Here is a 13,814-nt window from a genome sequence, read left to right on the forward strand (position 1 = left end):
CACTTCGGGTCCGTTTGCCATTTCTTAAGGCGGCGCGCTGAGGATCGCCCAGGCCAATCATCCAGGAGTGGGCCAGTTCGTATGCACGGGCTGATCAATCGCGCTATTCATTTCTTTCTTGCCGACACCTACGGCCGTCAGGTGTGGGGCGAGATTGTGCGCGATGCCGGGCTGGAACGCCATGCCTTCGAGTCGATGCTGAGCTATGACGACAAGACCACCGATGCGCTTCTGATCGCGGCCAGCGCCCGGCTTTGCCTGCCGCGCGCCATGCTGCTGGAAGACCTGGGCACCTATCTCGTGTCGCATCGCGCGCTGGAACCGGTCCGCCGCCTGCTGCGCTTCGGCGGCGAGACATTTCTCGAGTTCCTGTTCTCGCTCGAGGATCTTCCCGACCGCGCCCGGCTGGCGGTGCCCGATCTCGACCTGCCCGAGCTGCGCCTGGCCGAAGACGTCTCGGACGGGTTCAAGCTCGACTGTCGCGGCGGCTGGCCCGAGGCGTTCTATATCCTGCAGGGCCTGTTGCGGGCGATGGCGGACGATTACGGCGCGCTGGTCCTGCTCGACCCGCTGGAAGAGCGGCCCGATGGCGGGCTTCTCGGGGTGCGCCTGCTGGATACCTCCTTCTCGGCCGGGCGCAGTTTCTCGCTGAAAGGGCCGATGGCATGAACCTGCCGCTCGATCCCCGGCCGCGCGACCGTGTGCTGGGCTTGCCCGGGGCCTCGCTCGACCGGCTGATGCCGATGCATGTCTGGATCAGTGCCACCGGCGATGTGGTCCGCACCGGACCGACCCTGCCGCGGCTGGCCGGAGGGCCGGTGACCCTGCGGCCCTGGACCGAGGTCGTGACCCTGCGCCGGCCGCGCCCGACGATGCGGCTGGAAGAGCTGTTGCGGATGCAGGGGGTGGCGCTGAAATTCACCTTGAACGCGGCGCCCGAGATCGCGCTGAAGGGGCTGGTGGTGCCCTTGCCCGGCGGGGCGGCGCTGTTGAACCTGTCGCTCGGGATCTCGCTGATCGAGGCGGTCGGGCGGTTCGACCTGACCCTGTCCGATTTCGCACCGACCGACCTGGCGGTCGAGCTCTTGTATCTGAACGAGGCCAAGACCGCCGTCGCGGGCGAATTGCGGCGGCTGGCGCTGCGGCTGAACGGGGCCCGCGTCACCGCCGAGGTGGAGGCCGCGACCGACACGCTGACCGGGCTGGCCAACCGGCGCGCCTTCGACGAGGCGCTGATGCGGCTTTCGGCCAGCGGGCTGCCCTTTGCGCTGCTGCAGCTGGACCTCGATCTGTTCAAGGCGGTCAATGACAGCCATGGCCATGCCGCGGGCGATGCCGTGCTGCGGGCGGTGGCCGCGGTGCTGCGCGGCCATTGCCGCGGCCGCGATGTGGTGGCGCGGGTCGGCGGCGACGAATTCGTGATCCTGATGGTCGATTTCACCGACAGGGCGAAGCTGTCGGACAATGCCGCGCGGCTGATCGCGCGGCTCGAACAGCCGATGCAGGTGCAGGAGACCGAATGCCGGATCTCGGCCAGCATCGGAATCGCGCTGGCGACCCGGCAACGCCATCCCTCGCCCGAGGTGCTGCTGCAGGAAGCCGATATCGCGCTTTACGAATCCAAGCGCCGGGGCCGGGGCCGGGTGACCTTCTACGACGACTGGCTGGAACGGCGCCGGTCGGCCAACGGCGACACCGGCTGACCGGACCGGGCGGACCGGTTCGCGGCGCATGAAAAACGCCCGGTCCTGCGGCCGGGCGTTTCGTTGTCCTGGGGGCGGGCGAGCCGCTACTTGGCCATCTTGCCCCCGGCGATCTTGCGGATCGCGGTATAGAAGAGCGGCACGAAGAGCACCCCGAGGATCGTCGCGCTGAGCGTCCCGCCCAGAACCCCCGAGCCGATGGCGTTGCGCCCGCCCGAGCCCGCGCCCGAACTCAGCACCAGCGGCAGCACGCCGAGGCTGAAGGCCATCGAGGTCATGATGATCGGGCGGAACCGCTGTTGCGCGGCCTGAACGATGGCCTCGAACAGGCTGTCGCCCGCCTCCTGCCGGTCGCGCGCGAATTCCACGATCAGGATGGCGTTCTTGCCGGTCAGGCCGATCACCGTCAGCAGCGCCACCTGGAAGAACACCCCGTTCTCGAAATGCCCGAGCCAGGCCCCCAGCAGCGCCCCCAGAACCCCGATCGGCATGGCCAGCATCACCGCGAAGGGGATCGCCCAGCTTTCGTAAAGCGCGGCGAGGCACAGGAACACCGCCGCCAGCGACAGCGTGTAGAGCAAGGGCGCCTGACTGCCGGATTCGCGTTCCTCGAGCGAGAGCCCGGTCCAGGCGATGGCGAAGCCCGGCGGCAACTGGCTGGCCAGCCGCTCCATCTCGGCCATGGCCTCGCCGGTGGTCACGCCCGCGGCGGGCGAGCCCTGCAGCTGCATCGAGGGCATGCCGTTATAGCGGTTCAGGCCCTGGGGGCCGAAGTCCCAGCTGGCGGTCGAGATGTTCGAGAAGGGCACGAGCCCGCCCGAGTCGTTGCGCACCCGCCAGAGCTCGATGTCCTCGGGGGTTGCCCGGGCATCGGGCTCGCCCTGCACATAGACCCGCTTGATCCGCCCGCGGTCGACGAAATCGTTGACGTATTGCCCCGCCCAGGCGACCGAGAGCAGATTGCCCACATCGGTCGCCGACAGCCCCATCGCACCGGCTGCGCGCCAATCTATATCCAGATTGAACTGGGCCGCATCCTCCAGCCCGTTGGGCCGGATCGATCCGATCAGCGGGCTTTGCGAGGCCATGCCCAGAAGCTGGTTGCGCGCGGCCAGCAATTCCTCGTGGCTCTGGCCGCTGCGGGCCTGCAGGTAGAAGTCGAAGCCCGAGACGTTGCCAAGCTCGATCACCGAGGGCGGCACGATCGGGAACACCATCGCGTCCTGGATCTGGCTGAAGGCGCCGAAGGCACGCCCGGCGATGGCCTGCACGCTTTGCGACGGGTCCTGCCGGTCGTCCCAGTCCTTGAGCTGGACGAAGCCGATCCCCATGTTCTGCCCCCGCCCGGCGAAGGAGAAGCCCACCACCGTGAAGACCGAGTCGACGTTGTCGGTTTCGGCGGTCAGGAAGTAGTTCTGGATCTGCTTGGCAACCTCCTCGGTGCGCTGGGCGCTGGCGCCGGTCGGCCCCTGAACCAGCGTGAAGAGGATGCCCTGATCCTCGTCGGGCAGAAAGCCGGTCGGCGTCCGGAGGAAGAGCAGCGCCATCACCGCGGCCAGCGCGAGATAGACCACCCCCACCCGCAGCGGCCGCCGCACGATCCAGCCCACGGTGGACCCGTAGCCTCCGGCGAGCTTCTCGAAGAAGATGTTGAACCAGCCGAAGGGCCCGCGATGGGTGTGGACCGCATCCTTCGAGCGCAGGATCGAGGCGCAAAGCGCGGGCGTCAGGGTCAGCGCGACCAGCACCGACAGACCCATCGCCGAGACGATGGTCACCGAGAACTGCTGGTAGATGACCCCGGTCGAGCCGCCGAAGAAAGCCATCGGAATGAACACCGCCGACAGCACCAGCGCGATCCCGACCAGCGCCCCGGTGATCTGGCCCATCGACTTGCGCGTGGCCTCGCGCGGCGTCAGGCCCTCTTCCTCGATGATCCGTTCCACGTTCTCGACCACGACGATGGCGTCATCGACCAGAAGCCCGATGGCCAGCACCATGGCCAGCATGGTCAGCGTGTTGATCGAATAGCCGAAGATCGACAGGATGCCGAACGTGCCCAGCAGCACCACCGGCACCGCAAGCGTGGGGATCAGCGTGGCCCGGATGTTCTGCAGGAACAGCAGCATCACCAGGAACACGAGGATGATCGCCTCGAACAGCGTCTTGACCACCTCTTCGATCGAGATCTTCACGAAGGGGGTGGTGTCGAAGGGGATCACATATTCGACGTTTTCGGGAAAGAACTCGGAGAATTCCTCGATCTTCGCCTTGACCCGTTCGGCGGTGTCGAGCGCGTTGGCGCCCGAGGCCAGCCGGATCGCCATGCCCGCCGCCGGTTGGCCGTTGCGGTTGGCGATGGTCGAGTAGTCCTCGGCGCCGATCTCGACCCGGGCGACATCCTTCAGTAAAACAAGTCCCCCGTCGGTTTCGGCGCGCAGCACGATCTGCTCGAAATCCTCGGGCGTCGACAGGAGCGACTGCGCGGTGATCGTGGCGTTCAGCTGCTGGCCCTCGGGCGCGGGCAGTTCGCCGAAGGCCCCGGCCGAGATCTGCGCGTTTTCCGCCGAGACCGCCGAGACCACGTCCGCGGGCGTCATGTCATAGGCGGCCAGCTTGGACGGGTCGAGCCAGATCCGCATCGCGTATTGCGCGCCGAAGACCTGGACCTCGCCCACGCCCTGGATCCGGGCGAATTCGTCGACGAGGTTCGATTCCATGTAGTCCGACAGGTCGACCTGTTCGAGCGAGCTGTCCTTCGAGATCAGCGCGACCACCATCAGGAAGCTGGCCGAGGACTTGCGCACGGTCACGCCCTGGCGCTGCACCGTATCGGGCAGCAGCGCGGTCGCCTGGGACAGCTTGTTCTGGACCTGCACCTGGGCGATGTCGGGGTCGGTTCCGGTCTCGAAGGTCAGCTCGATCGAGGAGGTCCCGGCCGAGGTCGAGGAGGACGAGATGTAGCGCAGCCCGTCGAGGCCGGTCATCTGCTGTTCGATCACCTGGGTCACGGTGTTGGCCACCGTCTCGGCCGAGGCGCCGGGATAGGTGGCCGACACCGTCACGTTCGGCGGCGCGATCTGCGGATATTGCGCGATCGGCAGCGACGAGATCGACAGCAGGCCGATCCCCATGATCAGGATTGCGATGACCCAGGCGAAGACCGGGCGGTCGATGAAGAAACGGGCCATGACTTGGGTTCCCTGCCGATCAGTTGCCTTGGGCCGGCTGGCCACCCTGGCCGTTGCCGCCGGTGCTGTCGCCGCCGCCGGTGCCGTCATCGCCGTTCGTCTGGGCGCCGCGCTCCTGCGGGGTCACGGCCGCGCCGGGCTGGACCTTCTGCAGCCCCGCGACGATCACCCGGTCGCCATCGGCCACGCCGTCGGTGACGATCCAGTCGGTGCCGCTGTCGCGCAGCACGGTCAGCACACGGGATTCGACCACGTTGTCGGCGGTGACGACCATCGCGGTCGGACGGCCGCGCGTGTCGCGGCCGACGGCTTCCTGCGGCACCAGGATCGCGTTCGGCACGACGCCCTGGGGCATTTCGGCCTGCACGTACATGCCGGGCAGCAGCAGCCCCTCGGGGTTCGAGAAGTTCATCCTGAGCAGGATCACGCCGGTCTGTTCGTCGACATGGGGTTCGGCCGCGGTCAGCGTGCCCTCATGTTCATAGGTGCTGCCATCGGGCAGGCTGAGCTGGACCGAGACATCGGCATCGGCCAGTGCCTCCTCGGTATGGCCGCGGCGCCAGCGCACCAGTTCGGCCGCAGACATCGTCACGTCTACATAGACCGGGTCGAGCGTGCGGATCACCGCCAGCGGGGTGGACTGACCGGCGGTCACAAGCGAGCCCCGGGTGGTCAGCGACCGGCCGACCGTGCCCGACAGCGGCGCCTTGATCGTGGTCCGTTCCAGATCGATCTGCGCGGTCAGAAGCTGGGCCTCGGCCACCTGCAGCGCGGCCGCCGCCGAGTCGCGCTGGGCGACCGCGTCGTCCACGGTCTGTTCGCTGGCGACACTGCGATTGAGCAGCGCCTCGACCCGCTTGGCGTCCTTCTCGGCGGCCTTCAGATTGGCCTGGGCCTGGGCCACCGAGGCCTTGGCCGCAGCGACCTGCGCCTCGTAGGAAGCCGGGTCGATGGAATAAAGCGCGTCGCCCAGCTCGACCTCGGCGCCTTCCTCGAACAATCGGTCGATGATGATGCCCGCCACCTGCGGGCGAACCTCTGCCACGCCCGAGGCCACCACGCGTCCGGGAAGCCGGGTCCGGAGCGTGACGTCGCCCGAATGCAGCGTCACCACGGTCACGGCCGGCGGCGGGCGGTCGCCGCCGCCTCCGGGTGCCTGCGCCTGTGCCGCGGCGGCGCCGAGCGCCAGGACCACGGCAAGAAGGGGAAAGACGGCCCGGACGGGTCGCGGACAGGATCGCGGCATGGCGGAGCTCCTCTCGGGGCTGGGGAATTCGGTCGGACGGATTTACAAAACCTTCGAGTTTCGGTATTTGCTTCCGCGCATTTCTGCAACATCAAACTGCAATGCGGATATGACAGGAACCTTAATCCGGGGACAGTGGTCTTGAACCGATGCGAAGATGCACCAAAGCGAGGCCGCCCGCTGCAGATGACCGCTCTCGAACGCGAGACGGTGATTCTGGATGCGGCCGAGCGGGTGCTGCTGGAGCAGGGGCTGACCGGCACCACGATGGCCGCGGTGGCGGGCGCCGCCGGCATGTCGAAGCGCACGCTTTATGCGGTCTTCGACGGGCGGACCGCGCTGTTCGCGGGGGTGCTGCGGCGGCTCCGGGTCCGGGTGGTCCGGCCGCTCGATCCGCCGGATCTGGCGCTGCCGCTGCCGGATCGCCTGCGTCGGCTGCTGGGACCGGATCTGGCGCCCGGCATCTGTGCGGCACCGCTGGAGCTTTTGCGCGCGACCCTTGCCGAGGCAACCAGTGACTCCGATCTGGTCGAATTGCTGCTGGAGGAAGGGCCGCGCACCTTCCGCCGCGAGATCCGCAAGGAACTCGACCGCGCCGTCGAGCGCGGCGAGATCCGGCTGAGCGATACCGGGAAGGCGGCCGAACTGCTGCTGGACATGGCGCTGCCCTGCACGCTGGAAGACCTGCTGTGCAAGGGCTGCGGCGTGACCGACGATGTCGACAGCATTCGCGGGCGGATCGATCTTGCGGTCGATGTCTTCCTCTCGGGCGCGGACGGTCGCGTCTGAGCGCGCGGCGCCGGGGTTCTCCTGTCTCTTCCTGTCCTGCCGGTTTGGCGATAGCAATTGGTTAACGATTGCAGGACCCAAGGAGGCAAACGCGATGAAGCATATCCTGGCCATCGATCAGGGCACGACCTCGAGCCGCGCGATCCTGTTCGACACGGATCTTTCGGTCACCGCCACCGCTCAGGAGGAATTCGAGCAGCATTACCCGGCCAGCGGCTGGGTCGAGCACGATGCCGACGACCTCTGGACCTCGACCGCGGGGACCAGCCGCGAGGTGATCGAGCGTGCCGGACTGGGTCCGGAGGATATCGCCGCCATCGGCATCACCAACCAGCGCGAGACGACGCTGGTGTGGGACCGGGCGACCGGCCGCCCGGTGCACAATGCCATCGTCTGGCAGGACCGGCGCACCGCCGATCTGTGCCGGGACCTGCGTGAGCAGGGCTGCGAAGCGCAGGTGACCGAGATCACCGGGCTGCTGCTCGACCCTTACTTTTCGGCCACAAAGCTCAAGTGGATCCTCGACACTGTCGAGGGCGCGCGGGCGCGGGCCGAGGCGGGCGAACTGGCCTTCGGCACCGTCGACAGCTGGCTGGTGTGGCGGCTGACCGGGGGCAAGGTGCATGTCACCGACGCCACCAATGCCGCGCGGACGATGCTGTTCGACATCCGCAAGGGCGTCTGGTCCGAGGACATGTGCCGGATGCTCGACATCCCGATGGCGATGCTGCCCGAGGTGCGGGACTGCGCCAGCGATTTCGGCATGACCCGGCCCGATCTTTTCGGCCGCGAGATCCCGATCCTGGGGATCGCGGGCGACCAGCAGGCGGCGACCATCGGTCAGGCCTGCTTCCGGCCCGGCATGCTGAAATCGACCTATGGCACGGGCTGTTTCGCGCTGCTGAACACAGGCGACGCCCCGGTCGCCTCGAAGAACCGCCTGCTGACCACCATCGCCTATCAGATGGACGGCAAGCGCACCTATGCGCTGGAGGGCTCGATCTTCATCGCGGGCGCGGTCGTGCAATGGCTGCGCGACGGGCTGCAGGTGATCCGCTCTGCGGCCGAGACGCAGGGGCTCGCGGAACGGGCCGATCCCGGTCAGGATCTGGTGCTGGTGCCCGCCTTCACGGGGCTTGGCGCGCCCTACTGGAACGCCGACTGCCGGGGCGGGGTCTTCGGGCTGACCCGCAATTCGGGGCCTGCCGAATTCGCCCGGGCCGCGCTGGAATCGGTCGGCTACCAGACCCGCGACCTGCTGGAGGCGATGCGGGCCGACTGGTCGGCCGAGGGCGATACCGCGCTGCGTGTCGATGGCGGCATGAGCGCGTCGGACTGGGCGATGCAGTTCCTGGCCGACATTCTGGGCGCCCCGGTCGACCGGCCGAAGGTGCTGGAGACGACGGCGATGGGCGCGGCCTGGCTCGCGGGCCAGCGCGCGGGGCTTTACCCGGCGATGGCCGAGTTCGGCGAGACCTGGGCGCTGGACCGGAGCTTCACTCCCGCGATGGAGTCAGATGAGCGCGAGGCGCGCTATGGCCGCTGGAAACGCGCGGTCGCGGCGGTTCAGGCAGTCTGAGCGTGACAGCCTTCGACTTCGCCGGGCCGGGTCGCATCGTCTTCGGCCGGGACCGGGCGGCCGAGGCGGTGCCCGCGCTTCTGGGCTGGGGCCGGCGCATCCTGCTGGTGCGGGGCGGGTCGGTGGCCTTTGCCGACCGGCTCGCGGCCGATCTGGCCGGGGCGGGCGCCAGGGTCTGCCAGATCCGCGGCCGGGGTGAGCCCGATCTGCCAGGGCTCGAGGCGGCGCTGGCCGAGGCGCGGGCCTTCGCGCCCGAGGCGGTGGTGGCCATCGGCGGCGGTGCGGTCATCGATCTGGGCAAGGCGCTGGCGGCACTGGTGCCCTCGGACCGGCCGGTGCTCGACCATCTAGAGGTGGTGGGCGCCGGTCTGCCGCTGCCGCGCGCGCCCTTGCCCTTTGCCGCTTTGCCCAGCACCGCCGGAACCGGGGCCGAGGCCACGCGCAACGCGGTCATCGGGGTGCCCGGGGCGGGCCGCAAGGTCAGCCTGCGCGACATCCGCATGCTGCCCCGTCTGGCGCTGGTCGACCCGGCCCTGACCGACGGCTGCCCGCCTGAGGTGACGCTGGCCTCGGGGCTCGATGCCATCGTGCAGGTGATCGAGCCCTATCTTTCCTGCCGCGCGACGCCCCTGACCGATGCGCTGTGCGCCGCGGCGATCCCCGAGGGGCTGGCGGCGCTGCCGCGGCTGATGGCGGCCGAGGACCCGGCGGCGCGGGAGGCGATGGCGCGGGTCAGCCTCACCGGTGGGCTGGCGCTGGCCAATGCCGGGCTCGGTGCGGTGCACGGGCTTGCGGGCGTGATCGGCGGGCGGACCGGGGCGGCCCATGGCGCGATCTGCGGCCGCTTGCTGGTGCCGGTCCTGCGCGCCAACCGTGCCGCGCTGGACGGGGCCGGGGGCGATCCCGCCCGGATCGAGCGGGTTCTGGACTGGATCGGCGCGGCCTTCGGCGGGCAGGGCGCGGAGGCGCTGGACCGGTTCGCGGACTGGATCGCGGCCTCGGGCCTGCCGCCCTTGCCAGAGATGGACCGCGCGGCGGTGGCGGCCGAGGCGCTGGGCTCGTCCTCGATGAAGGGCAATCCGGTGCCACTTTCGGCGGCGACGCTGGCCGCGGTGCTGGCCGAGGCCTGAGCGGGTCCGGGGCGGCCGGGGCAAGCCGGTCTGTTCGGTCCGGTCTGTTCGGTCCGGTTGCGTCTGGCCGATTGGTCCGGGGCGACTGGTGCGGGGCGGTCGGGTCTGGCCGGTCCGCCAATCTGTCACCCGGGCAGTCTTGCGAACAGGACGTCCGGCGAACGACACGTCCGGTGATCAGGCGGTCGACTGATCAGGCGGTCTGGCGCGTCTGATCGAGCGCGTAGGCCACCAGATCGGCCTCGCTCAGCGGGCGGGCGAACAGGTAGCCCTGCAGCACGTTGCAGCCGATGCCGCGCAGGATGTCGGCATGGGCCTGGGTCTCTACCCCTTCGGCGACGGTGCCGATGCCCAGCGTCTCGGCGATCTCGACGATGGCGCGCACCAGGTTGCGGGCCTGCGGGTCGCGCGCGGCGGGCGAGACGATCCGCCGGTCGATCTTCAGCGCCGAGGGGCGGATCTGCATCACCCCGATGATCGAGGCATGGCCCGAGCCGAAATCGTCGATCTCGATGTCGATCCCGGCCTCGCGGATCTTGTCGAGATGGAAGCGGAAGGCATCGCTTTCCTCTTCGACGAGGATCGATTCCAGCAGCTCGAAGGTCACCCGCGTGTCGGTGGCGGCGATGTCGAGCGCGCCCGAGACCAGATCGGGGTCATGCATCCGCCCGGAACTGACGTTGAAGCTGATCTTGGGCACCCGGAGCCCCTGCGCCTGCCAGCGATCGAGCGCGCCGCGCGCCTTCTGCATCATGATGCGGTCGATCTCGGGCACGATCCTGAGCTGTTCGGCCACATGCATGAAGTCGTCGGGGGCCAGCAGTCCCTTTTCCGGATGGCGCCAGCGCAGCAGCGTCTCGACGCCCACCAGCCGCCCGTCCTCGGCCGACACCTGGGGCTGGAAGAAGGGCACGAACTCGTCGTGCTCGAGCCCCTCCTGGATCTCGGCCGCAAGGCGCCGGTCGTTCAGGATCGACTGGTGCAGGTCGGAGGTGAAGAATTCCATCCGGTTCCGGCCCGCCTCCTTGGCGCGGTACAGCGCGGCATCGGCGAACAGCGACAGCTCGGCCCCGGTCTCGCGCAGATCCTCGGTATGGGCGATGCCGAAGCTCGCGCCGAAGCGGCAATGCCGCCCGCCATACATCAGGGGTGCGGCCAGCCGCGCCTGGATGCGTTCGACGGCGTTGCGCGCCTGGGCGGGCGTGACCCCGGCCCCGAGTAGGATCGAGAATTCGTCGCCGCCGATCCGCGCGGCGAAATCCATGGGTCGCAGCGCCGAGTGCAGTACCTCGGCCACCCGGATCAGCACCTCGTCGCCCGCCTCGTGGCCCAGGGTGTCGTTGACATACTTGAAATGGTCCAGATCCATGCGGATCAGCACCCCGTCGCACGGGCCCCGGCCTTCGGCGGCGGCGCGCAGGCGGGCGGCGAGCCGCTGGTCGTAGGCGCGGCGGTTGGGCAGGCCGGTCAGCCCGTCATGCATCGCCTGATGCTCGTTCTCGCGGCGCATCCTGTCGGCCAGCAGATGCGCCGATTTCAGTTCGTTCTCGCGCTGCACGTCGCGGGTCACGTCGAGCAGAAGGCCGGTGAAGCAGACCGACCCGTCGGGTTCGCGCCGCGGCGTGGCCGAGCCCGACAGCCAGCGCTGGCCGTTCCGGGCCGTCCGGATCCGGAACCGGCGGCGCCAGGCGGTCAGCCGCCGGGCGCTTTCATGGATGCTGGCGATGAAGGCGGGGCGGTCCTCGGGGTCGATCTGCTCGAAGGCCATCGTCCTGGCGTGGCCGGCCCGGGTCACCGGCGTATCGACCAGCTCGTCGAACTGGCCGCTGGTATACAGGAACTCGCTGCGCCCGTCGGGCAGCAAGCGGTATTCGAAGATCCCGCCGGGGGTGTTGTCGGCGATGGAACGCAGCCGCTCATGGGCGTCGCGCACCGCGCGGGCGGCATCGGCAGCGCGGTTTTCGGCCTCCATGTTGTCGGTGACGTCCATCAGGTTGCCGAACCAGCTTTCGGTGCCCTCGGGTGCCCGGAAGCGCACCGCCGAAACCAGGATCCAGCGCATGCCGCGCTGGGGATGGAGCAGCCGGAACCGGTCTTCGAACCGGCTTTCGTCCCTGTCGGCATCCTGCGAGCGGCGCCGGTTTCGGATGCGGTCGCGGTCCTCGGGATGGATGCGGGCATAGATGCATTCGCCATCGGCGGAGATTTCGGCCCGGGTCACGCCCATCAGATCGGGCAGGCGGGCGCTGAAATAGGGAAACCAGATCTGCCCGTCCGGCCCCTGCCGCCGTTCGTAAAGCGCGCCCGGCAGGTTGTCGGCCAATGTCTGCAGCAGCGCTCCGGCCTGACGCGCGCTGGCGGCGGCCTCGGCCAGCATGCGCTCGCGCTCCTTGGTCTCGTCGATCAGGATCATCGCGCCCGCGATCAGATCGGCCAGCCCGCGGGCCGAGCGGTCGATCTTGCGCGCCACCGACCGGTACCAGTGATAGCTGCCGTCGCCATGGCGCTTGCGGTGATCGTGAACCAGCGTGTCGGTCCGCCCCGCCAGCATGTCGTCGAACGCCGCCACGGCGCCCGGGCGGTCCTCGGGATGGACCAGCGCATGCCAGTTCTCGACGGTCGAGGCAAAGGCCCAGGGCGCGTAGTTCAGAAGCCGGTAGGTTTCGGCCGGGGCCCAGCCGGTCTGTTCGGCCGGGCAGACCGCCCAATGGCCGATCCCGCCCGACCGGGCCGAGGTGCGCAGCATTTCCTCACGTTCCCAGGCGGCATTGCGCGAGGCCTCGGCCTCGGCCAGCGCCTCGGCCAGACGCTGTTCGTTGCGTTTGCGCGCGGTGATGTCCTTGAGGCTGCCGCAGATCACCGGCGGGCGGCCCGGACCCGCGGTGCGCACCGGGCGCGCGCTCGATTCGCACCAGATCCACGAGCCGTCGCGGTGGCGGACCCGGAAATCGGCCTGATAGCTCTGGCGTCGCCCGGCGATCAGGTCGTCGATCCCGGCGGTGGCGGCGGCGCGGTCCTCGGGATGCACGAGGCTCAGAAAGCTGTCCTGCGCGTCGGCGAGGTCGCTGCGCTCGAGACCGAGGATGCGGTAGAAGTGGTCGCTGCGGGTTTCCAGCCGGGTCTCGGGGTCCAGCATCCAGGGGCCGATGCCGCCGCTTTCGGTCGCGGCCCGGTGCAGCGCCACGGTGCGCTGCAGCATCCCGCGCGCGGATTCGGTTTCGGCCAGCGCCTCGGCCAGATCGGCCGCCGCGGCCTTGTGCGCGGTGATGTCGATCAGGCTGCCGCAGACCATGGCGGGCACGCCCGGATCCTCGGCCCGGTAGGTCTTGGCGGTCACCTCGACCCATTTCCACGACGTGTCGCGGCAGCGCAGCCGGTAGCGCAGGCGGATCTGAGGTACGGTCCCGCTGACGAGGTCGTCGAAGGCGGCGATTGCCGCATCGAGATCGGCGGGGTGGATGCGGGCGCGCACCCAGGCCGAGTCGAGCGCGAAGGCCCCGGGCTCGAAGCCGAGCATCCGGTAATAGGGGTCGCTGGCCCACATCTGCCGCCGTTCGAGATCGAAATAGAACTGGCCGACCCCGGCGGTTTCGGCGGCGATCTGAAGGATGCGGGCGTGCCGCTCGGAGGAGATGCCCTCGCCGGTCGCCGGGCGCGGCGGCCGCGCGTCCGTCAGCGTGGGCAGGGCCGGGCCGTCGGTCTCAAGCAGGATGGCCTCGATCCCGCCGGTGGCGTTCGGCACCGGGCGCAGGCAACAGTCGAAGACCCGTTCGGTGCCGTCGGTTGTCCGGAACCCGAAGCGCGCCCGCAGCCGTTCGGTGCCGGGCCGCTGCAGCGCCCTGCAGGCTTCGGAGAAGCGTGCCGCATCCTTCGCGCTGAGCAGCCCGTCCAGCAGCCCGTCATCCGGGACCGCGTCGAGCGGCCGGTGCGGCAGGCCAAGCGCCCGCGCCATCGCCGGGTTCCCCGCCAGAACACGCCCGTCCGGAACGAGCAGGAGCGCAGGGGTTGCGGCATTTCCAAACAACCGGTGAAACGAGTTACTGGTCGAATCCATACGCCGTTCCGGAATCCGGGCCTCGGGTGGCCTCGGATACGGTCTACGAAGCGAACCCCTAACAAGACCCTTAACGGTCCCGCTTCGGTCGCATTCGAAACGTTTTTCGGTCGGCTTCGGGG

8 protein-coding genes are annotated in these 13,814 nt (G+C 69.3%); 5 read left to right on the top strand and 3 right to left on the bottom strand.

Annotated features, from left to right (window positions below):
* The first annotated feature begins 81 nt into the window (after window positions 1–81).
* Window positions 82–669 (top strand): heme NO-binding domain-containing protein, encoded by a 588-nt coding sequence (locus BYZ73_RS06995; protein WP_075785528.1) that lies wholly within the window; start codon window positions 82–84, stop codon window positions 667–669.
* Entirely contained in the window at window positions 666–1,703 is a 1,038-nt protein-coding gene (locus BYZ73_RS07000; RefSeq protein ID WP_112315402.1) for a GGDEF domain-containing protein, read from the top strand. The genes BYZ73_RS06995 and BYZ73_RS07000 overlap by 4 nt, the downstream gene beginning before the upstream one ends.
* A gap of 86 nt (window positions 1,704–1,789) precedes the next feature.
* Here the strand turns inward: BYZ73_RS07000 and BYZ73_RS07005 are convergent, their stop codons facing one another.
* Window positions 1,790–4,894 carry an efflux RND transporter permease subunit gene (locus BYZ73_RS07005; protein ID WP_108024843.1) on the bottom strand — a complete coding sequence of 1,035 codons (3,105 nt, stop codon included), beginning with the start codon at window positions 4,892–4,894 and terminating at the stop codon, window positions 1,790–1,792.
* A 19-nt stretch (window positions 4,895–4,913) separates the two neighbouring features.
* Window positions 4,914–6,140 (bottom strand): efflux RND transporter periplasmic adaptor subunit, encoded by a 1,227-nt coding sequence (locus BYZ73_RS07010; protein ID WP_112315403.1) that lies wholly within the window; start codon window positions 6,138–6,140, stop codon window positions 4,914–4,916.
* Window positions 6,141–6,326: 186 nt separating this feature from the next.
* Here BYZ73_RS07010 and BYZ73_RS07015 point away from each other — a divergent pair, with 186 nt between their 5' ends.
* The 3 genes from BYZ73_RS07015 (at window position 6,327) to BYZ73_RS07025 (ending at window position 9,638) form a co-directional block, all read left to right on the top strand.
* Window positions 6,327–6,929: a TetR family transcriptional regulator gene (locus BYZ73_RS07015; protein WP_108024847.1), complete on the top strand. Its 603-nt coding sequence runs from the start codon at window positions 6,327–6,329 to the stop codon at window positions 6,927–6,929.
* 94 nt (window positions 6,930–7,023) lie between these two features.
* Entirely contained in the window at window positions 7,024–8,508 is a 1,485-nt protein-coding gene (gene glpK / locus BYZ73_RS07020; protein ID WP_112315404.1) for a glycerol kinase GlpK, read from the top strand.
* Between the two features lie 2 nt (window positions 8,509–8,510).
* Window positions 8,511–9,638, top strand: a complete 1,128-nt coding sequence (locus BYZ73_RS07025; protein ID WP_112315405.1) for an iron-containing alcohol dehydrogenase — start codon at window positions 8,511–8,513, stop codon at window positions 9,636–9,638.
* 193 nt (window positions 9,639–9,831) lie between these two features.
* Here BYZ73_RS07025 and BYZ73_RS07030 read toward each other — a convergent pair whose 3' ends face one another.
* Window positions 9,832–13,590: a sensor domain-containing protein gene (locus BYZ73_RS07030; RefSeq protein ID WP_181497984.1), complete on the bottom strand. Its 3,759-nt coding sequence runs from the start codon at window positions 13,588–13,590 to the stop codon at window positions 9,832–9,834.
* Window positions 13,591–13,814 lie beyond the last annotated feature (224 nt).

The sequence above is a fragment of the Rhodovulum viride genome (assembly GCF_003265965.1).
GTDB classification, from domain to species: domain Bacteria; phylum Pseudomonadota; class Alphaproteobacteria; order Rhodobacterales; family Rhodobacteraceae; genus Rhodovulum; species Rhodovulum kholense.

What these genes read in the sequence shown, in the direction of transcription:
- BYZ73_RS06995 (WP_075785528.1), top strand. Translation starts at nt 82, where the DNA reads ATGCACGGGCTGATCAATCGCGCTATTCATTTCTTTCTTGCCGACACC.
- BYZ73_RS07000 (WP_112315402.1), top strand. Translation starts at nt 666, where the DNA reads ATGAACCTGCCGCTCGATCCCCGGCCGCGCGACCGTGTGCTGGGCTTG.
- BYZ73_RS07005 (WP_108024843.1), bottom strand. Translation starts at nt 4,894, where the DNA reads ATGGCCCGTTTCTTCATCGACCGCCCGGTCTTCGCCTGGGTCATCGCA.
- BYZ73_RS07010 (WP_112315403.1), bottom strand. Translation starts at nt 6,140, where the DNA reads ATGCCGCGATCCTGTCCGCGACCCGTCCGGGCCGTCTTTCCCCTTCTT.
- BYZ73_RS07015 (WP_108024847.1), top strand. Translation starts at nt 6,327, where the DNA reads ATGACCGCTCTCGAACGCGAGACGGTGATTCTGGATGCGGCCGAGCGG.
- glpK (WP_112315404.1), top strand. Translation starts at nt 7,024, where the DNA reads ATGAAGCATATCCTGGCCATCGATCAGGGCACGACCTCGAGCCGCGCG.
- BYZ73_RS07030 (WP_181497984.1), bottom strand. Translation starts at nt 13,590, where the DNA reads ATGGCGCGGGCGCTTGGCCTGCCGCACCGGCCGCTCGACGCGGTCCCG.